The organism is Alteromonas sp. CH_MED4-4 (assembly GCF_037029575.1).
Lineage (GTDB): Bacteria > Pseudomonadota > Gammaproteobacteria > Enterobacterales > Alteromonadaceae > Alteromonas > Alteromonas macleodii.
Genome location: NZ_JAYMEU010000039.1, coordinates 1 through 18,736, shown reverse-complemented (window position 1 = coordinate 18,736; position 18,736 = coordinate 1). Strand labels below are relative to the sequence as shown.

Below are 18,736 nucleotides of genomic sequence, written 5' to 3'. Positions count from 1 at the left end.
CAAGGTTAACCTAGCTTTCAAGTGCCTTGAACAAACATACGTATTCAGCTTCGCCAAAAAAATTTGTAAAAAAGTTGTGTTTTGGTCAAAAAATAAACTAAAAACTAGTGGACATTGCTCGCGATTACCTGTACCTTTCGCATCGCTCTAGATATGTTATTTGCTTTACCTAATACTGCGCTGTACCTCTTTTTTAAATCCTTCAAATTGAAGTTTTATATAGATATACAACTGCTTTACTAGCTTGGAGATGTCTATAGCTATTCGGTGGTTTTCCACCATTACATCAATTTTTTTAAAAGGTTTTTATTATGTCTAATTCTGTAAACGGTACAGTTAAGTGGTTCAACGAAGAAAAAGGTTTTGGTTTCATCACTCCTGAAGCTGGCGGCAAAGACGTATTCGTACACTTCCGTTCAATTGCTTCTGACGGTTTCAAAACGTTGAAAGAAGGCCAAGAAGTTAGCTTCGAAGTTGAACAAGGCCAAAAAGGTCCTCAAGCTGCTAACGTAGTAGTTCGATAAGACCTCTATGCTTATCTAAGGTCATTTCTCTTTTCTGAAGTGACCTCAAAAAAATGGGCTCTTTCTGAAACGCTATGTTCACGCTAGAGCCTAATTATCGTTTTTCGATTTCTTTACCCAACCTGCGAGGAATTCAAAACAAACAACATTAATAAAGAAGTATTTACTATGCAATTTCAAGATTCTATCTCTACCTTTAATAGCGCCATTTCAGGTGCGTTAATCTCAAATATCTCCATAAATAAAACAACCGTTGCTTTTAAACATGCGAATACGTATCGGCATGTAGAGCTGCCATCAAGGCAAGAGGCGAAGCGATTTGTTGCCCAGCTTATTCAAGCGCAATAAAACGTAAGCATTTCGGACTAGCAGAGGCGAGGGTAAGCAGAGTACTGGTAAGCGATGGCCAGCACGAGATGCACTGACCAATGTTTGATGATTACTAACGTGAAACTACTGTTTAGCTTTTAAGTCAACGTCCGAATCGGCTAACAAGTATATACTTGCTGCGTAGGCTGCAATGTTTTGCGCAAGCTCATCGGGGTCAATTTTATCTAAGGTATCATCTGGCGTATGGTGAAGATCAAAGTAATCTCTACCGTTTTGATTTAACCTAATCGTTGGTACGCCTTTCGCTGCTAGCGGAATGATGTCAGGGCCTCCGCCGGCAATGTCTGAACCGCCACGCACTATACCTAGCGGTGATAAAATCTTCGCGATTTCATCGACTAGCACAGTCGCTTCAGGATTCACATTTGACACTAGTTGCCAGATAGTTTGCGCACCAAAGTCAGACTCTGTGGCCAGAACGTGATTTTCAAGGTTCTTTTCGTGTTGTTTAGCGTAAGCAAAGGCACCTAATAAGCCCACTTCCTCAGCGCCAAACATGACCACACGAATGGTGCGTTTGGGGCGCTCTGGTAAAGAAGCAATTAACGCAGCAGCTGCCGTGGTAATAGCAACGCCCGCGCCGTCATCAACTGCACCCGTTCCTAAATCCCAGCTGTCTAGGTGGCCGCCAATAAGGATAATTTCTTCGGGCTTCTCACTGCCCACTAAATCCAGTATTACATTGCCGCTGTTTACTTCGCCTTTCCATTTCGATTCAGAGTGAAGCGACAATGACAGCGGTTTACCTAAGTTATGTAAACGTCGTAAATGGTCTGCGTCTGGGTTTGAGATAGCGACTACGGGGATATCTGCCCAATTATCGCCGTCTGAGCTCATCATGCCTGAGTGAGGGAAACGATGAGAGTCTGAACCTACTGAGCGCACGACCAGCGCTTCAGCGCCGCCGCGTTGAGCATGTTGCCAACCAATACGGCGACGTTGGTTCGCTTGACCATAGCCTGCACCTGTTTGGCTTTTAACCATGGCGTCGCCGTCTACAAATGCAATTTTGCCTTTAAGGGCACCATCTTTAACTGCGGTTAGCGCGTGAATATCTCTGAAATAAACGATGTCTGCATTGATCTCGCTTTCAGAAGGCGCAGCGCCGCCAAGGGCTGTGCCGTAAAGCGGCTGGGCATAAGGCGCCGTGAGTGAAATGTGTAGGTGGCCTCTATCCCAAAATGGCATAGTGAATTCTTCTATGCTGACTTTATCAAAACCTAGGCGCTCTCCTACCACCACGCCCCAATCTCTAGCTCGCTTTTCTGCTTCAGAGCCGCCCAGGCGAGGGCCAATCTCAGTGGTTAGTGATTCAACAATGCTATAGCCTAAATCACTTTTCAGGGCTTTTTGAATTAATGCTTCCGCATTTTTCTTTTGCTCGTCAGTAATGGGGGAAGTTTCTGCAAAAACACCAAAACTGCATGCACTTACTAATGCACCAAACGCTAGCCTTCTAGCGATAGTATTCAATCGAGACATGTGTTCTCCATGGGTTTATTTTTATATTTCTTTTTTATTTGCGCGAGCAAAACTCTAACCCATCCATCATAGCCAATTTGGTTGTCCCTTTCGAGGCAAACCACAAGCGTAAGTCGTATGTTAGTCGCAAAATTTCTTTTGAGAGAAAATAAATGGAGAATAAAAAAGGAGCCTAAGGCTCCTTTCTGAAAGTTTCTATTTACGCTTCTTCTTAAGCGCCAATTTTTGCTTTTTCTCTTGTTCTTTCAGCACTTCGTTAATAAAACTCTTTCTGCCGAACTCGCGTGTGATAACACACTTGTTTAAGTCGAAACCGCGGGCAGGGCAGTATTCTCTGCCATATAGAATGATTTGCAGATGCAAATCGTTCCACCTTTCTTTTGGGAACAAGCGTTTTGCGTCACGCTCTGTCTGCTCAACACTCTTTCCGTTCGACAAACCCCAGCGATACATTAATCGGTGGATATGAGTATCTACGGGAAAAGCAGGAATGCCAAAGCCTTGAGACATAACCACAGCGGCAGTCTTGTGACCCACTGCGGGCATGGCTTCCAGCGCTTCAAAGTTTGCAGGCACTTCACCGTTGTGCTGCTTGATGATCATGTCAGACAAATGCCAAATGCCTTTGGACTTCATGGGAGATAAACCACAAGGACGGATAATGTCTTGAATTTCTTCAATACTCATCAATACCATGTCGTACGGATTATCTGCCCGAGCAAAGAGCTTCGGCGTAATTTGGTTAACGCGCTCGTCTGTACATTGCGCCGATAGCAGAACCGCAATGAGTAACGTATATGGGTCTTTATGATCTAAAAAGATAGGAATTTCCGGATAAAGGTCATCCAGTATTCGCATGATTTCTTTTACTTTTTCCTGCTTAGAAAGCGGCTTGGCCGGCTTAACTACATCATTCATTTCTAAATACTTTTTTGTTTTTGATTTTTAGCGTTTAGCTTTCAGCGGTAACGCGTACCCGTTCAGCCTTCACTGCAGGCGATGTTTGCTTAGCGGCTAGCTTTGCATCAATACTGTTTTTGATAGCAATGAGAAGACCCATACCTAAAAAGGCACCAGGCGGTAGTATCGCAAGCAAAAACGGATTTTCAGTGTTGAAAAGCGTTATGGTCCAGTTCTCAGCAATTGAGCCAAACAGTCTGTCTGCACCTGCTAGCAATGTACCCGCACCCAATATCTCACGCATACCACCTAAAATGACCAGCACTGCGGTAAAACCCAGTCCCATCATGAATCCGTCGTAGGCAGAGGCGAGCGGCCCGTTTTTCGACGCAAAGGCTTCTGCGCGGCCTATGATGGCGCAGTTAGTTACAATCAGCGGAATGAAAATACCTAGCGCTAAGTAAAGGTCATAGGTGTATGCATTCATTAATAGCTGAACAATGGTAACGAACGCAGCAATGATCATAACAAAAACGGGAATGCGAATTTCGTTTCTTACCACATTACGAACGAGTGAAACGGTAACGTTACTGCCAATGAGTACCAACATGGTAGCAAGGCCTAACCCGAGACCATTGATAAACGTCGCGGTAACGGCCAATAGCGGGCACAAACCTAACAGTTGTACCAGCGCAGGATTGTTCTTCCAAAGCCCTTGTAAAGACAGGTCGCGAAAATCAGTCACGTTATAGCTCCTCTACACTATGAGGTTGAGCCTCATTCACGTTAATCGCATCAATTGTTTCAACGGAATCTGTAATTGCGCAGGTGTTTGGAGCGTTGAAAAGTGCAGATTGGTTGGCCTGTGCGTAAAGCAAGGCTTCGCGTACTGCTCTTACTACTGCTCTCGGCGTGATGGTAGCGCCAGTGAACTGATCGAACTCACCACCGTCCTTTTTGACCTGCCAAGGCGCCAAATTGTCGGGTGAAAAAGGCTTGTCACTGAACTCCGTTATCCAATTGCTAACGGCAAGCTCTATTTTATCGCCAAGCCCAGGGGTTTCTTTGTGTTCGATAACGCGCACGCCAAGCACCCTCATACTGATTCTATTAGTGTTGGGCGCAGAAATATCGGACGCATTCTCGTCTTGCTCAGATGACTTCTGAGGTGTTGAGTCAAGCTCGGCCAACTCCGAGAGCGCTAACGCGGTGATATTGAGATTTTCGCTCTCACCGTCGAGCGAGTCAGTACTCGAGCCGCCTTGTGTGTTTCCACCAACGTGTGCATCCACTTTTACACCAACAACGATATCGATATCTCCACTGTATCCGTCTGGAGCAGTGGCTTCTAATACTAATGCGCTAGGTTGGCCATTTAACGTCGCACGATATATTTTGTGGGCTTTTTTGTTGCCAAGTTCAGGTGCATTGACCTCTGTGCAGTTGGCGTAAAGGGCATTGTCGTGGAATTCGCTAGGCACGACTTCATTAAGTACGCTTAGCAGTTTTTGCTGCTTTTGTTGCTCAATTTTATCTTGGGTGCCAAAAAATGTGAGTGCTATTAATGCTGTGGTAACAACGGCAAACGCACCTAACATAAGGCCGTTTTTGGCCAGGCTTTCTTTCATCATTAGTGTTTACCTCGACCTTTAACGTTTTTGCCGTACACGCGAGGACGGGTATAGTAATCAATCAAAGGCACCGCCATATTCATAATAATAACCGCAAACGCTACGGCATCAGGGTAACCACCAAAGGTACGGATTATTACCACCCAAAAGCCAATCGCTGCACCAAATATAATGCGGCCTCTTGGTGTTGTTGATGCTGAAACCGGGTCGGTGGCGATAAAGAAGGCGCCTACCATTACTGCACCGTTAAACAGGTGAAATAGCGGTGAAGCGTAGTAATCGGCGTTTGCTAAATGAAGCAGTGATGCACAAACAAAAACGCTTAGCAGCATACCTCCCGGGATATGCCAGCTGATAACGCGGGTCTTCCAAAGGTAGAGGCCACCAAGTAAATACGCAAGACTCACCATTCCCCACCCTGCTCCAGCAGCTTCGAATACCCCGCCATCGAAGATTGGCTTCGCCAATGACTCTGAGTATGTTACGCCTTGCGTTAGGTCGGTTTTCAATGTGTCTAACGGTGTAGCCATGGTTACACCATCGGCAATGGTTTTGAGTTGAGTGACATCGTATCCGCTAGTAGTAAAACCAGTAAATATAAGTGATACCGAATCAAAGAAACTTGGCGTAATGCCAGCGTGAGTCGCAGGAGGCAGCCATAGGCTCATAGCCGCAGGGAATGAAATAAGCAGCACCACATACGCTATCATGGCAGGGTTGAAAATATTAAAGCCAAGCCCGCCGTAAACCTGTTTAGCCACCGCAATAGCGAAGAAAACACCCGTTACCGTCATCCACCAAGGTAGGGTAGGAGGAATACTAATTGCGATGAGTAAGCCGGTTAATACTGCGCTGTAATCTGTTAATGTGCGCTCGATGGGGCGATTTCTTAAAAATAAAATCACGCCTTCAATGACCAGTGCACTCACTACTGCAATAATGGCTTGAATGAGCATTCCCCAGCCAAAAAAGAAGGATTGTGCAATCATGCCAGGGAGCATGGCATAAATAACCATACGCATGACTTGGCCAGTATCGCGTTTAACCCGTTGGTGTGGTGAACTCGATAAACTTAACTTCATTATGATTCTTTCTCTTGTTCAGCTGCTGCTTTTTTTGCTTTAGCCTTTGCTACTGCAGCTGCAATGCGCGCTTTCTTTTCATCTTGTGCTGTCGGTTGAGAAGGAGCTTGCGTGCTTGTTGCTTGACCTACACGGCTAGACGATTCGCTCTGCTCATGCGCTTTACTACTTTCCTGTTCAGCAGTATTTGGTGAGGTCGCTAAATTGCCATTACTGTCTTGAGCAAGTTTCTTTGCTTTGGCCTTTGCCACTGCGGCAGCAATGCGCGCCTTTTTCTCGTCAGCTTCATTTGTCGAGGCAGCGTGGTTAGCATCAGTTTGCTCGCTTCCTTGATGTTCTTCCTGCTTAGCCGCTTTTTTGGCTTTCGCTTTCGCCACCGCAGCAGCAATGCGCGCTTTTTTTTCATCCGCTTCGCTCAAGTTGTTAGCAGGATCTGATGCGCTATCACTCTGAGCACTACTGTTTTGATCGCTGACGCTTTGAAAACTGGCTTCTTCTGGCGAGTTAACGTCTTGATTCTCAATACCAGCCTCGCCATCAGGGCTAGATGCTTGCGTTTTTTGCGAAGCGGCCTTTTTAGCTTTCGCTTTCGCTACCGCCGCTGCGATCCTAGCCTGCTTTTCATCTAGCGGTTCTTTGGAGTGACTGTCTGGTTGCTCATCTAATTGAGTTGGCGCACCTTGCTCTGAAACTGACTTATCAGGCTGCCCGTCTTCGCTATTTTTAGCAGCTTTTTGCGCTTTAGCTTTAGCGATTGCCGCGGCAATACGCGCTTTTTTCTGCGCTTCAGCGTTTAGCTCTGAATTAGCTTCAGTATCGGAAAGTTCGGTATGCTTTTCGCATTGAGAGCCCGCAGGTTTTTCTGCTGAAGATGCTTCAGACTGGCTGGCTTGCGCGGCCTTTTTGGCTTTTGCTCTAGCGATAGCGGCAGCAACTTTAGCTTTTTTCTCATCTTCTGGTGATGATGACTGGTTACTTGGCTGTTCTGTGGTTGATGGTTCGACAGCGCTTTCATCTTGCGTTTCGTTTTGAGCTTGCGCGGCTTTTTTCGCTTTTGCTCTGGCGATTGCTGCAGCAACCTTTGCCTTTTTATCATCTTCTGGCGATGACGCTTGCTCAACTTGCTTATCCGCGCTTTCAAGTTGAGCTTCATTCTGGACTTGTGCGGCTTTTTTCGCCTTAGCTCTGGCAATAGCTGCTGCTACCTGTGCTTTTTTATCGTCTGCCGCAGTGCTTGGTTCGTTGGTATTTGTTGTATTACTTTCATCCTTTGCGTTGGCCTGCATAGCCGCTTTCTTTGCTTTCGCACGCGCAAGCGCCGCCGCTACTTTGTCCTTGGCCTCAGTTGCGCCAGCATCAACAGCGCTATTCGCATCCTCGGCTACTGCATTTTCTTCTTTGGCTTTGTTGGCGGCTAATCGTGCTTCTTTTGCTTTTCTATGTTTTTCTTCGCGCTCAAGTTTTTCGCGCTCTAAACGTTCTTTACGTGCTTCAAAACGCTGTTTAGCTTTCTCGGCCTTGTTCTTTTCATCACGCTGAATGCGTATTTCGGATTTAGCCTGGCGGTAGTAATGCACCAGTGGGATTTCACTGGGGCAAACGTAAGCACATGCGCCGCACTCTATACAGTCGAAAAGGTCGTATTCTTCGGCTTTATCGTATTCTTTTGCTTTGGCGTGCCAAAACATTTGTTGGGGGAGCAACGACGCAGGGCATGCGTCGGCGCATGCGCTACAGCGAATACAGGGGCGCTCTGCATTGTCGTCTACCAGCTCTTTTTTTGCAGGAACCAGCAAACAGTTTGTGGTTTTAACCACGGGGATCGTAGCGTCTGATAAGGTAAAGCCCATCATAGGCCCGCCCATAATCACTTTAGGTACTTTCTGTTTTTTCGGGTTGTAGCTTGCTTCATCCAATAGATGAGAGACGGGCGTACCCAACAACGCTCTAAAATTGCTTGGTGATTCAACGGCTTCACCAGTTACGGTAACAACCCGTTCAATCAGCGGTTTGCCGTGTAAAATAGCATCTGCAATGGCATAGCAGGTACCAACGTTGAACATCATCACGCCTACGTCGGCAGGCAATCCATTTCTTGGAACTTCTCGGCCAGTCAGTACCTGAATCAGCTGTTTTTCGCCGCCGGCAGGGTATTTAGTCTCAACGCTAACAACGCGATAGTCTTTCTTATCCTGACAGGCAATATTAAGTGCTTCGAAAGCCTCGGGCTTGTTGTCTTCAACCGCAACTACAATGGCCTTCGGCCCAATAAGGTGAGTAAGAATGTCTAGACCCTGGCGTATTTGCCAGGCGTGCTCACGCATCAATCGGTCGTCAGAAGTAATGTAAGGCTCGCACTCAATCCCATTTAAAATAAGAAACTCAACAGGTTTAGACGTTGAGGTTTTTATATGGGTAGGGAAGCCGGCACCACCCATTCCTGAAATTCCCGCTTGGCAAATAGCTTCTATAAGCTTGTTCTTATCTATGTCGCTATAATTTGCTATTGGAGATAGGTCGCACCATGTGTCTTTACCGTCAGGACGTATCGAAATACACATTTCTGTTAGGCCGCTAGGATGCGCTACAACATGCGGAGCAATCGCAACAACCTCTCCCGAGGTTGGCGCATGAACTGGCACAGAAAAAGGCGATGAGCTTTGCGAAAGAATTTGGCCTTTCAATACGCTATCGCCAACTTCTACGCAACAGATACCGTCTGAGCCAATGTGCTGCCTTAAAGGAACAATCAATAATTCGGGTAACGACGGTTTCTTTATTACTGATGTATTAGATAGAGATTTCTTATCGTCGGGATGTACGCCACCTGGAAATGAGTACATCTTTCCCGCTTCAAGGGTTTCTATAATTGAATCAAAACTTGGATACATCACAATTACGACACCATTTTGATGGGGATATCACCTTTAGGCGATGATTCAAAATCCCACTTCCATGTAGAAGTTGTTTGAGCAATTGGCACCATGTCGATACAGTCGACAGGGCAGGGATCTACACATAGGTCGCACCCTGTACATTCATCAGTAATAACCGTGTGCATGTGTTTGGCGGCACCTAAAATGGCATCGACAGGGCAGGCCTGAATACATTTGGTACAGCCGATACATTCGTCTTCGCGTATAAACGCGACTTTTTTAACGTCTTCTTCGCCATGAGCTGCATCAAGGGGTTTAGGTTCAACTCCCATCAAGTCTGCGAGCTTTTTAATCGTTGCCTCGCCGCCAGGTGGGCACTTATTAATATCATCACCTTCAGCTATTGCCTCAGCATAAGGCTTGCAGCCCGGATATCCACATTGGCCACACTGAGTTTGTGGTAGTACGGCATCTATTTGCTCAACAAGCGGGTCGCCCTCAACTTTAAAGCGAATGCTCGCGTAGCCCAGAACCAAGCCAAAAATAAGCGCAAGGACGCCAATGGCAACAATGGCGAATATAATTGCGGTAGATATCGTCATTACACTTTCACCAGTCCACTAAAGCCCATAAATGCTAGGGACATGAGACCAGCGGTTATCATAGCGATTGAGGCACCTTTAAAAGATACAGGTACATCAGCAGCAGCTAAACGCTCACGCATGGCCGCAAATAACACCAGTACAAGAGAGAACCCCACAGCAGCGCCGAAACCATAAATAAGACTCTGCATGAAATTATGCTGTTCGGTAAGGTTTAATAGCGCTACACCAAGCACTGCACAGTTGGTTGTGATAAGAGGAAGGAATATACCTAACAATCTATATAAGGTAGGGCTGGTTTTGTGCACGACCATTTCTGTGAACTGCACCACCACCGCGATAACAAGAATAAAGGCAAGCGTTCTAAGGTAACCGATGCCCAGTGGAGCAAGTAGATAGGTTTCCACTAGGTAGCTCGATGCAGAGGCAAGGGTGAGAACAAATGTGGTGGCCATAGACATGCCCATGGCAGTTTCAAGTTTGCCAGACACACCCATAAACGGGCATAAGCCGAGAAACTTAACCAACACAAAATTGTTAACCAGTACTGTACCAATCAATAGCAGTAAAAATTCAGTCATGAATAACGCAATTCCTTCGAGGAATTTTGACGGACAATGCCCGCGGATTAAAAAGAAAAACAGATTAGGTCTATTATCCCTTTTTAGAACGGGTTTAACAACTTGATTGAATTAGGGTTATTTAATGTCTAAACGCGTTGTTTTAGGAATTAAAATAGAATGAAGTGGGTGAGGCGATTAAGAGCCAACTAAGTGGCTCCCCCTCCCCGACTCGAACGGGGGACCTGCGGATTAACAGTCCGTCGCTCTAACCAACTGAGCTAAGGGGGAATCGACACCTAAGTTGTTTGCTGAAGTTGGCTCCCCCTCCCCGACTCGAACGGGGGACCTGCGGATTAACAGTCCGTCGCTCTAACCAACTGAGCTAAGGGGGACCTGTGCTTCAACGGAGGCGAATATTAAAGACGTACTTAGGAACTGTCAACAACATAAATGAAATATTTGTGCTGACTGCGCAAAAAATAGCTTTTTACGGCTTTTATGTTCATTTTGTCGTCAATGCTGAGAAAATGATGGTTAATAACTGCACATTATTCCCTCATTGCTTATGAACAAGAGGTTGTTTTAGTAATTGATAGTTTTACCCATCTCGTTTTCTTATATATCTCACTAAAGTTAAAGGGTATAACTAAATAGAATAAAAAAGCGCTTCCATACTGGTATTATGTACAGGCTTTAATAAATCTGTAACCTGTACCTGAGGATTAAAAGGTTAGTCACCACTTACGTGCTGAGAAATTAATCGAGCACGAAATCCCGCCGAATATGGTCTGGCGTTAGTTATCCACTAAATCTGTGGATAACTATGTTGATAGCTTAGAATCGCTGTAGTTATTTACGAGATCGCGTACGTATTGATCTAATGAGGTTATGGCGTTATTGAGTGGATAATCTTTTTAATACAGGGGTTTAGGGTGTTTTTTTTGATCTTGTTTCTCGATCGGAATAGATCGGTTGAACAAAAAGTAGCTTGTGTGTTAATTCAACGAATGCCTAAATGCTATTCAATGAAATCCATCTTAATTCTCAATGCCTTACATTTTGTTAACATTTTTGTGTGTCTTTTAAACGCTCTATTTGGATAGCTAGATGCGCCCGAGACGTTTTGCCTGCATATTAAAAGTGAAACAGGATAGAAATTAAACTGTAATGAACACATACGCACGTGTTTTGATTTATTTTTACAAAAAACTCGTAGTTTTGTGGCGTAGCCAGCGAAATGGTTCATCGCACGTACTTTTGTCAAAAACATCGCTTTTCATACAACCCTCTTATGCTTTGTTTTGTTTGTCGAATACGCATAGCTAAATAGTGTTCACTCTTTTACACTAACGCGCAATTGATGAGGGGATTTTAGTTTGCCGGAGCTCAAGTGATAAAAAGTAACGCTAAACAACGTACTTCCGACTTATTGGAAGGAGATATAGGTACTACGTTAAAGCGTATGACCATTCCCATGATACTGGGAATGGTAATGATGATGAGCTTTGGACTTATCGATACCTTTTTTGTGAGCTTGTTGGGCACCGACCCTTTAGCCGCTATTAGTTTTACCTTTCCCGTTACTTTTACCGTAATAAGCCTAAACATAGGTTTAGGTATTGGTACCTCTGCAATTATAGGCAAGTTACAGGGCAGTAAAGAAATAACCAAGTCTCAACATTATGCGACGGGTTCATTAATGCTGTCCGTTTTGCTTGTGGGTGCATTAGCTGCAATTGGCTTTTTCACCATAGAGCCTGTGTTTAAGTTGCTTAATGCAACAGACAATCTAATGCCGTACATATCTGACTATATGGGGCTATGGTACTTGTCGAGCATCTTTCTTGCTATGCCGATGGTTGGTAATAGTGTGCTGCGAGCGTGTGGCGATACCCGCACACCCAGTATTGTTATGGCGGCAGGCGGCGGATTAAACGCGTTGCTTGATCCTATTTTCATTTTCGGACTTGGACCCATTCCGGCAATGGGAATAAAAGGTGCGGCACTCGCTACCTTTATAGCGTGGATAGTTGGTGCATTATGGATTCTTTATATTTTAGCCGTTCGTCGAAAGTTGATGTTGCCTCGACTGCTGACACTTGCCGAGTTGCGTGATAGCAGCCGTGAAATTCTCAAAATAGGACTACCTGCGGCGGGTGCAAATATGCTTACTCCCGTTGCCGGTGGCGTGATGACAGCTGTAGTTGCTGGTTACGGCGCCGAAGCGGTTGCAGCGTGGGGAGTGGGAAATAGAATGGAGTCTATTGCAAGTATTGTTGTGCTAGCACTTTCCATGACACTGCCTCCATTTATCAGTCAAAACGTTGGGGCAGGCCAAGTAGAACGGGTAAAAACGGCATATTCGCTTACATTGAAATTTGTTCTGTTTTGGCAGTTCGCCATTTTTCTTGTCATGTGGGGACTATCTAGCTGGATAGCCGTCGCCTTTGCTAATGAAGCAGAGGTAAGCGTACTAATACAGCTGTTTCTTATGATTGTACCGCTGGGTTATGGCATGCAAGGCATTATCATTCTGACTAACTCATCGTTGAATGCCATGCATCGCCCAATGACGGCATTAACGTTAAGTGTCATCCGCTTATTTGTTTTCTTCGTACCTATCAGCGTTGCGGGTAGTTTTCTATTTGAACTGAAAGGGTTATTTGCAGGAACGGTCATTGCCAATATTGCAATGGCGTGTGTTTCATTTGTTGTTTTCAAACGTGCGATTACTCAGTTTGAATTAGATAAAGAAACGTCTGAGCACAGCTAATACCAGAGCGGCTATTTAAGGCTGTGCGTTTTTAATGTTGAGTAGTTTGACCGCAAGCAAGATGTTAAGCAGTAAGCTAAAGAAAAGGTTAAGTAAATGAGTAGAGGGTTTGAGCTTCATTCTAAATACAAGCCAGCAGGCGACCAGCCAAAAGCAATAGAAGCTTTGGTGGATGGCCTAGAAAGTGGCTTGGCCGGCCAAACACTGCTTGGTGTTACGGGGTCGGGTAAAACCTTTACCATGGCTAATGTCATCAAAGAAGTGCAGAGACCAACGCTTATTCTTGCACACAACAAAACATTAGCGGCTCAGCTTTACGGTGAGATGAAAGAATTCTTCCCCAATAACGCTGTAGAGTACTTCGTTTCATATTATGATTATTATCAGCCAGAAGCCTACGTTCCAAGTACAGATACCTTTATTGAGAAAGACGCGTCAATCAATGATCATATTGAACAAATGCGACTGTCCGCCACTAAAGCGTTGATGGAGCGCAGAGACGTAGTCATTGTAGCGAGTGTGTCGGCTATTTATGGTTTGGGTGACCCTGAATCCTACATGAAGATGCTATTGCACCTTCGCCAGGGCGACACCATGGACCAACGTGACATTTTACGTCGCCTTGCAGAACTGCAGTACAAGCGTAACGATTTAGCGTTTGAAAGGGGTACGTTCCGTGTGCGTGGCGATGTTATAGATATTTTCCCTGCGGACTCTGAAAAGCAAGCCGTAAGGGTCGAGCTTTTTGACGATGAAATAGATAAAATTAGTCTGTTCGACCCGCTAACCGGGGCTGTCGACAAGTCAGTTATTCGAGCAACGGTTTTTCCTAAAACGCACTATGTAACCCCTCGAGAGAAAATCCTCAATGCTATTGAGCATATCAAGGAAGAACTTGGCGATCGCAAAAAGCAACTTCAAGAGGCGAATAAGCTGATTGAAGAGCAGCGTATTTCACAGCGCACCCAGTTCGATATCGAAATGATGATGGAGCTTGGCTATTGTTCTGGGATCGAGAATTACTCTCGCTATCTTTCAGGAAGAGCACCGGGCGAACCACCTCCAACCTTATTGGACTATTTTCCAGCAGATGGCCTAATGTTTATCGATGAGTCTCACGTAACTGTCTCTCAAGTAGGGGCAATGTATCGCGGGGATCGCTCTAGAAAAGAGACCTTGGTGGAATTTGGTTTCAGGCTGCCGTCGGCGTTGGACAATCGTCCGCTTAAGTTTGAAGAATTTGAACAGATTTGCCCCCAAACCATCTATGTTTCTGCGACGCCAGGCGATTATGAATTAAAGAAAACTGACGGTGAGATAGTAGAGCAGGTTGTGCGTCCAACGGGCCTGCTAGACCCTGTTATTGAAGTACGTCCTGTAGCCACTCAAGTTGATGATGTCCTGTCTGAAATACAAAAACGGGTAGAGCTTGACGAGCGTGTGCTTATTACTACCTTAACCAAGCGTATGGCTGAAGATTTAAGCGAGTATTTAAATGAGCACGGCGTTAAAGTTCGTTATCTGCATTCGGATATCGATACCGTAGAGCGAATTGAAATAATCCGAGACTTGCGACTGGGTAAATTCGACGTGTTGGTAGGTATTAACCTTTTACGTGAAGGTTTAGACATGCCGGAAGTGTCGCTGGTGGCGATTTTAGATGCCGATAAAGAAGGCTTTTTGCGAGCCGAGCGTTCATTAATTCAGACTATTGGTAGAGCCGCGCGTCACGTGAATGGTAAAGCTATTTTGTACGCTGACAGTATTACCAAGTCGATGAAAAAAGCGATGGACGAGACCGAGCGCCGTCGTGAGAAGCAAATGGCGCATAATGAGGCAAATGGTATAACGCCGATGCGACTTAACAAGCCTATTACCGATATTATGGACTTAGGCGACAGCGCGCACCCTGCGTCTGGAAAAGTCAGACTGCGCAAAGTTGAAGAGAAGAAGAAGCAACAGAAAACAGCAAGTGCTACTGAATTAATGGACCAAATCACGGAGCTTGAAAAGCAGATGTTTGAATATGCGCGCGAGCTTGAGTTTGAAAAAGCAGCATCATTGCGTGACGATATTGAAGCACTTCGAAAGCAAGTTGTTACACTCTCTTAAAAATGGCGATGTGCCCCGCTAGCAGAGGCTGTATGTGGGTTCTTTCCGTATAAAACCGGATAACTCACTACAGCACTTTTCCTTTTGATGTAAGAAAATCCCCCTTTTTTCCTGTGGACAATACGACTTGACGTCAGTTTTTGGGTAGCACAAAACTCAAATTTTTAATAAAAAATGAGATGAAAAGCCGCAAAATGTCGTTGTAATAGCACAATTAGTTGAATATAGTTCTAAGTTGAGTATCGATAACTATACCTATAAACAGGTGCTAATATGCTTAATCGTCTTCAGGAGTCAGATATAAAGCTACTGCGTGTGTTTTACGCTGTAGCGAGCTGCAACGGATTTACTGCGGCAGAACCCGTGTTGCGTATGCAACGACCCAACATCAGTGCAGCCATCAAAAAACTGGAAGAACGTTTAGATTTGGTGTTATGTCATCGCGGTCGTGGTGGCTTTCAAATGACAAAAGAGGGTGAGGTGGTTTTCCAAGAAACCAAACGCATCTTTAATGCCTTCGACAATTTTGTCTTCAATCTGAAATCGCTGCATGATGACTACTCAGGCCATATCACTTTGGTCTTAATGGCTGGCCTTCCACTTTCTATGCACTTAGCCGTAAGTAAAGCGGTTAAAAGTACAATGAAGAAATTTGACGATATTCACGTTAATATCCAAACTCGTTTATATAATGAAGTTGAGCATGTCGCTTTATCTGGTGAGTGCCACCTCGTTGTTTCAACCTATGACATGGTCAAACCGGAATCAGTAACTTTTCATCCTGTCGGCATTAAAACTGAAGGGCGATTGTACTGTGCGCCTACACATCCTCTGGCAAAGTATCGCGATACTGATTTACCAGAAGGCGTGAAAATTGGTGATTATCCTGCCATTGGTATTTCTGGATTGTCGTCGGCAAACTACATTGAAGATGAAACCAGATTATCGATTCAAACTTTTTCAGACTCATTTGATGCTGCGATGTCTGCGATTATGACCGGCGAATATGTTGGTTTGCTGCCAGACTATATGGCGAAAGAGCAGGGCGCTGCACTTGGGCTCGTACCTATTGCAAAAGGGAGCTTATTTAAATTTAGTCACGAACTGTTTGTAATGAATGGAAAAAATACGCGATTAAACCCAGTATTACGTCACTGTATTAAAGAATTGAGCTACTTCATTTCAGAGAGTCAAAAGTAGTAGCAGCAAGCACCTGCGATCACACCTCTTATTGTTTATAAATGCTTGGATTAAAGCGTTTATAAACAATAAGAGGTGTTTTTATTTCAGATTACGCTATTCGTATTCTAGAGGATCGACGGCGTTATTTTCCTTGAACGCCTCTAAGCGCTCTTCGCACGCACCGCATTTTCCGCATGCTTTTTCTCTGCCGTTGTAACAGGTCCACGTTTGGCCGTAATCCAGTCCCATTGACAGACCATCGGTCAAGATAGCGGTTTTGCTGTCGTCGATATAAGGCGTCATAATCGTAACCGGTGTATAATTCGCAATGCCGCACACATCATTCATTTTATGAACAAACTCAGGGCGGCAGTCTGGGTAAATGGCATGATCGCCAGAGTGAGCGCCATAGTATACTTCGTTAGCGTCTAAACTGACCGCGTAGCCAACGGCGAGCGATAACAAAATCATGTTGCGATTGGGCACCACGGTTTGTTTCATGCTTGGCTCTTCATAGTGGCCTTCTGGCACTTCGATATCTGAGGTTAACGCTGAACCCCCTATGAGTGTATTTATGGCGCTAATATCTACAATTTTGTGAGGAACGTTAAGCGAGTTACACACGTTGGCAGCATAATCGAGTTCTTTCTTGTGGCGTTGTCCGTAGTTAAAGCTCAGTGCATGAACTTTTTTGCCTGCTTTTAGCGCCTTATGCAACACTGTGAAGGAGTCCATGCCTCCTGAATAGATAACAACAACGTTTTCTGACATAGTTTTTCGAAGATTTAAGAAATTATGCCCGAATTTTATGTGATCCTTGGTAAAATCCCAACATACAATCGTTAAAGGGTGTCAAATTGTCTGTAATGTCCACATTAAACATCAATGAGATGTTTGAAACTATCCAGGGTGAAGGTGCTCACACTGGTATTCCCTCTATCTTTGTTCGTTTACAAGGCTGTCCTGTGGGCTGTCCATGGTGTGATACAAAACATACGTGGGAAATTAAGCCTGACTTGAGTGTGTCGCCACAAGCTGTGATCACAAAAGGCGAAGAGTCTGAAACCTATTTCATCTCCAGTGAGGAGGCTTTGCTGGCTGAGTTTGGGAAACAAGGCTATGTGGCAAAGCATGTGGTTATTACCGGCGGTGAGCCATGTATGTACGACCTACGTCCTCTGACGAGCCTACTTCACGACAACGGATACACAACACAAATAGAGACCAGCGGTACTTTTGAGGTACTTTGTGACACGCGTACGTATGTGACGGTTTCTCCTAAAATAAACATGAAAGGCGGATATGACGTCTTAGTAAGTGCGCTTGAAAGAGCGAATGAAATCAAGCACCCCATCGCAATGCAAAAGCATATTGACGAGCTTGATGCGCTGCTTGCTAATGTATCGTCATTAGACGGAAAACAGGTTTGTTTACAACCAATTAGCCAGCAAAAGAGAGCCACAGAACTTGCAGTGCGTACTTGTATTGAACGTAACTGGCGGCTATCTTTACAAACACATAAATACATTGGTATTGAATAAGTGTTTGAAATGCTCCGCCTTTGTGGCAAACACGTCTTGCGCTTAAGTAATCAAATTAACAAAGGACATAAAGAAGATGCATAGCTTTAATCTGCTAAAAAAAGCCGTGATAGCGGCCGTCGCTTTATGTTCTTTTACTGCTGCATCAATGGTTGAGGCCGCTACTTGGACAATCACTTATCCGCGTCCGATTGACGACTCAGATGCCCGTGCTCAATATCCGATAGCACTGCTTAAACTTGCGCTCGATAAAACCGGCGTAAATTATGAGCTACGCCCTTCTGATCGCATATTGCTGACGGGCAAAGCGATGCGTCAGCTGCGTGAAAACAGAGAAGTTAACGTAGTATGGAGTATGACGGACAGCCAGCGCGAGAAGGAACTGACCCCGATTCGTATTCCAATCGCAAAAGGGCTTATAGGTCTTCGTGTTTTCGTTATTAACGAAAATAAAAAGACGAAGTTCGACGATGTATTATCGCTGACCGATATGCGTAAACTTATACCCATTCAGGGTGAAGAATGGCCGGACACCAAAATTCTTCAAGCCAACGGGTTTAACGTGTTTACTGTGCCTGAGTTTCGCGAAGCGTATGACATGATTAAACAAGGTAAAGGGGACTTTTTTCCTCGTTCTGTTATGGAAGTGGACGCAGAGCTGGAGGTGGAAGGTCGTCGTAACAATCTTTACCTTGAGCCTTCAATGGCGCTGTATTACCCCACCGCTATGTATTACTTTGTAAGTTCAAGTAACAAGACGTTAGCGAATCTTATTGAAACAGGCCTTAACAGAGCCATTGAAGATGGGTCTTTTGATGCGTTATTTGAATCTACGTACGCCCCAATTTTAGCCTCTTTAGGGGTTAATGAGCGTAAAATTTTCACTCTCGAGAATCCGTTATTACCCATTGAGACCCCTCTTACTAATTCTGCTTTATGGTATAAACCAAAAACAGAAGCTTCAAAAGAATAAATAGACAATAAAAAACGCGGCTTAGGCCTAATGCCAGTCAGTTAAGCTGACTGGCATTTTTCTTTGTGGGGTATTTAGTCGGTCTTTTCCTCACTACTCTGGGGT

The 18,736-nt window shown here is 44.8% G+C and carries 16 protein-coding genes and 2 tRNA genes; 7 read left to right on the top strand and 11 right to left on the bottom strand.

Annotated features, from left to right (window positions below; genetic code table 11):
- Positions 1–311: 311 nt before the first annotated feature.
- Both cspE and WA381_RS19250 read left to right on the top strand, forming a co-directional pair.
- Positions 312–524, top strand: a complete 213-nt coding sequence (gene cspE, locus WA381_RS19255; protein ID WP_014948776.1) for a transcription antiterminator/RNA stability regulator CspE — start codon at positions 312–314, stop codon at positions 522–524.
- Between the two features lie 168 nt (positions 525–692).
- Complete coding sequence (locus tag WA381_RS19250) at positions 693–872, top strand: hypothetical protein (protein ID WP_014948777.1); 180 nt, start codon at positions 693–695, stop codon at positions 870–872.
- A 105-nt stretch (positions 873–977) separates the two neighbouring features.
- Here the strand turns inward: WA381_RS19250 and WA381_RS19245 are convergent, their stop codons facing one another.
- From WA381_RS19245 to WA381_RS19200, 10 genes are all read right to left on the bottom strand, one after another.
- Positions 978–2,396: a M20/M25/M40 family metallo-hydrolase gene (locus WA381_RS19245; protein WP_156086106.1), complete on the bottom strand. Its 1,419-nt coding sequence runs from the start codon at positions 2,394–2,396 to the stop codon at positions 978–980.
- Positions 2,397–2,591: 195 nt separating this feature from the next.
- Complete coding sequence (locus WA381_RS19240) at positions 2,592–3,314, bottom strand: endonuclease III domain-containing protein (protein WP_014975990.1); 723 nt, start codon at positions 3,312–3,314, stop codon at positions 2,592–2,594.
- A 34-nt stretch (positions 3,315–3,348) separates the two neighbouring features.
- Positions 3,349–4,041, bottom strand: a complete 693-nt coding sequence (locus WA381_RS19235; protein ID WP_039233136.1) for an electron transport complex subunit E — start codon at positions 4,039–4,041, stop codon at positions 3,349–3,351.
- A 1-nt stretch (position 4,042) separates the two neighbouring features.
- Positions 4,043–4,927, bottom strand: coding sequence for an RnfABCDGE type electron transport complex subunit G (locus WA381_RS19230; protein WP_069943947.1), 885 nt, complete (start codon positions 4,925–4,927; stop codon positions 4,043–4,045).
- Positions 4,927–6,009 carry an electron transport complex subunit RsxD gene (gene rsxD, locus WA381_RS19225; RefSeq protein WP_061485157.1) on the bottom strand — a complete coding sequence of 361 codons (1,083 nt, stop codon included), beginning with the start codon at positions 6,007–6,009 and terminating at the stop codon, positions 4,927–4,929. Before rsxD ends, WA381_RS19230 begins: the two co-directional genes overlap by 1 nt.
- Positions 6,009–8,900, bottom strand: a complete 2,892-nt coding sequence (gene rsxC / locus WA381_RS19220; protein ID WP_156087325.1) for an electron transport complex subunit RsxC — start codon at positions 8,898–8,900, stop codon at positions 6,009–6,011. Before rsxC ends, rsxD begins: the two co-directional genes overlap by 1 nt.
- Before the next feature lie 5 nt (positions 8,901–8,905).
- Positions 8,906–9,487: an electron transport complex subunit RsxB gene (gene rsxB / locus WA381_RS19215; RefSeq protein WP_039226568.1), complete on the bottom strand. Its 582-nt coding sequence runs from the start codon at positions 9,485–9,487 to the stop codon at positions 8,906–8,908.
- On the bottom strand, positions 9,487–10,068 hold the full coding sequence (gene rsxA / locus WA381_RS19210) for an electron transport complex subunit RsxA (RefSeq protein WP_014975993.1): 582 nt from the start codon (positions 10,066–10,068) through the stop codon (positions 9,487–9,489). The genes rsxB and rsxA overlap by 1 nt, the downstream gene beginning before the upstream one ends.
- A gap of 193 nt (positions 10,069–10,261) precedes the next feature.
- A tRNA-Asn gene (locus WA381_RS19205) sits at positions 10,262–10,338 on the bottom strand.
- A gap of 27 nt (positions 10,339–10,365) precedes the next feature.
- Positions 10,366–10,442, bottom strand: a tRNA-Asn gene (locus WA381_RS19200).
- A gap of 998 nt (positions 10,443–11,440) precedes the next feature.
- Between WA381_RS19200 and WA381_RS19195 the strand changes: the two genes are divergently transcribed.
- The 3 genes from WA381_RS19195 to WA381_RS19185 all read left to right on the top strand — a co-directional run bounded on the left by WA381_RS19195 (position 11,441) and on the right by WA381_RS19185 (position 16,135).
- Complete coding sequence (locus WA381_RS19195) at positions 11,441–12,823, top strand: MATE family efflux transporter (protein WP_197044396.1); 1,383 nt, start codon at positions 11,441–11,443, stop codon at positions 12,821–12,823.
- A gap of 96 nt (positions 12,824–12,919) precedes the next feature.
- Positions 12,920–14,935: an excinuclease ABC subunit UvrB gene (uvrB, locus tag WA381_RS19190; RefSeq protein ID WP_014948785.1), complete on the top strand. Its 2,016-nt coding sequence runs from the start codon at positions 12,920–12,922 to the stop codon at positions 14,933–14,935.
- A 273-nt stretch (positions 14,936–15,208) separates the two neighbouring features.
- Positions 15,209–16,135, top strand: coding sequence for a LysR family transcriptional regulator (locus WA381_RS19185; protein ID WP_014948786.1), 927 nt, complete (start codon positions 15,209–15,211; stop codon positions 16,133–16,135).
- A gap of 96 nt (positions 16,136–16,231) precedes the next feature.
- Here WA381_RS19185 and queC read toward each other — a convergent pair whose 3' ends face one another.
- On the bottom strand, positions 16,232–16,888 hold the full coding sequence (gene queC, locus WA381_RS19180) for a 7-cyano-7-deazaguanine synthase QueC (protein WP_014975995.1): 657 nt from the start codon (positions 16,886–16,888) through the stop codon (positions 16,232–16,234).
- 95 nt (positions 16,889–16,983) lie between these two features.
- Here queC and queE point away from each other — a divergent pair, with 95 nt between their 5' ends.
- Complete coding sequence (gene queE, locus WA381_RS19175; RefSeq protein WP_014948788.1) at positions 16,984–17,658, top strand: 7-carboxy-7-deazaguanine synthase QueE; 675 nt, start codon at positions 16,984–16,986, stop codon at positions 17,656–17,658.
- A gap of 76 nt (positions 17,659–17,734) precedes the next feature.
- On the top strand, positions 17,735–18,631 hold the full coding sequence (locus tag WA381_RS19170; RefSeq protein ID WP_014975996.1) for an amino acid ABC transporter substrate-binding protein: 897 nt from the start codon (positions 17,735–17,737) through the stop codon (positions 18,629–18,631).
- Positions 18,632–18,736 lie beyond the last annotated feature (105 nt).

What these genes read in the sequence shown, in the direction of transcription:
- cspE (WP_014948776.1), top strand. Translation starts at nt 312, where the DNA reads ATGTCTAATTCTGTAAACGGTACAGTTAAGTGGTTCAACGAAGAAAAA.
- WA381_RS19250 (WP_014948777.1), top strand. Translation starts at nt 693, where the DNA reads ATGCAATTTCAAGATTCTATCTCTACCTTTAATAGCGCCATTTCAGGT.
- WA381_RS19245 (WP_156086106.1), bottom strand. Translation starts at nt 2,396, where the DNA reads ATGTCTCGATTGAATACTATCGCTAGAAGGCTAGCGTTTGGTGCATTA.
- WA381_RS19240 (WP_014975990.1), bottom strand. Translation starts at nt 3,314, where the DNA reads ATGAATGATGTAGTTAAGCCGGCCAAGCCGCTTTCTAAGCAGGAAAAA.
- WA381_RS19230 (WP_069943947.1), bottom strand. Translation starts at nt 4,927, where the DNA reads ATGATGAAAGAAAGCCTGGCCAAAAACGGCCTTATGTTAGGTGCGTTT.
- rsxD (WP_061485157.1), bottom strand. Translation starts at nt 6,009, where the DNA reads ATGAAGTTAAGTTTATCGAGTTCACCACACCAACGGGTTAAACGCGAT.
- rsxC (WP_156087325.1), bottom strand. Translation starts at nt 8,900, where the DNA reads ATGTATCCAAGTTTTGATTCAATTATAGAAACCCTTGAAGCGGGAAAG.
- rsxB (WP_039226568.1), bottom strand. Translation starts at nt 9,487, where the DNA reads ATGACGATATCTACCGCAATTATATTCGCCATTGTTGCCATTGGCGTC.
- rsxA (WP_014975993.1), bottom strand. Translation starts at nt 10,068, where the DNA reads ATGACTGAATTTTTACTGCTATTGATTGGTACAGTACTGGTTAACAAT.
- uvrB (WP_014948785.1), top strand. Translation starts at nt 12,920, where the DNA reads ATGAGTAGAGGGTTTGAGCTTCATTCTAAATACAAGCCAGCAGGCGAC.
- WA381_RS19185 (WP_014948786.1), top strand. Translation starts at nt 15,209, where the DNA reads ATGCTTAATCGTCTTCAGGAGTCAGATATAAAGCTACTGCGTGTGTTT.
- queC (WP_014975995.1), bottom strand. Translation starts at nt 16,888, where the DNA reads ATGTCAGAAAACGTTGTTGTTATCTATTCAGGAGGCATGGACTCCTTC.
- queE (WP_014948788.1), top strand. Translation starts at nt 16,984, where the DNA reads ATGTCCACATTAAACATCAATGAGATGTTTGAAACTATCCAGGGTGAA.
- WA381_RS19170 (WP_014975996.1), top strand. Translation starts at nt 17,735, where the DNA reads ATGCATAGCTTTAATCTGCTAAAAAAAGCCGTGATAGCGGCCGTCGCT.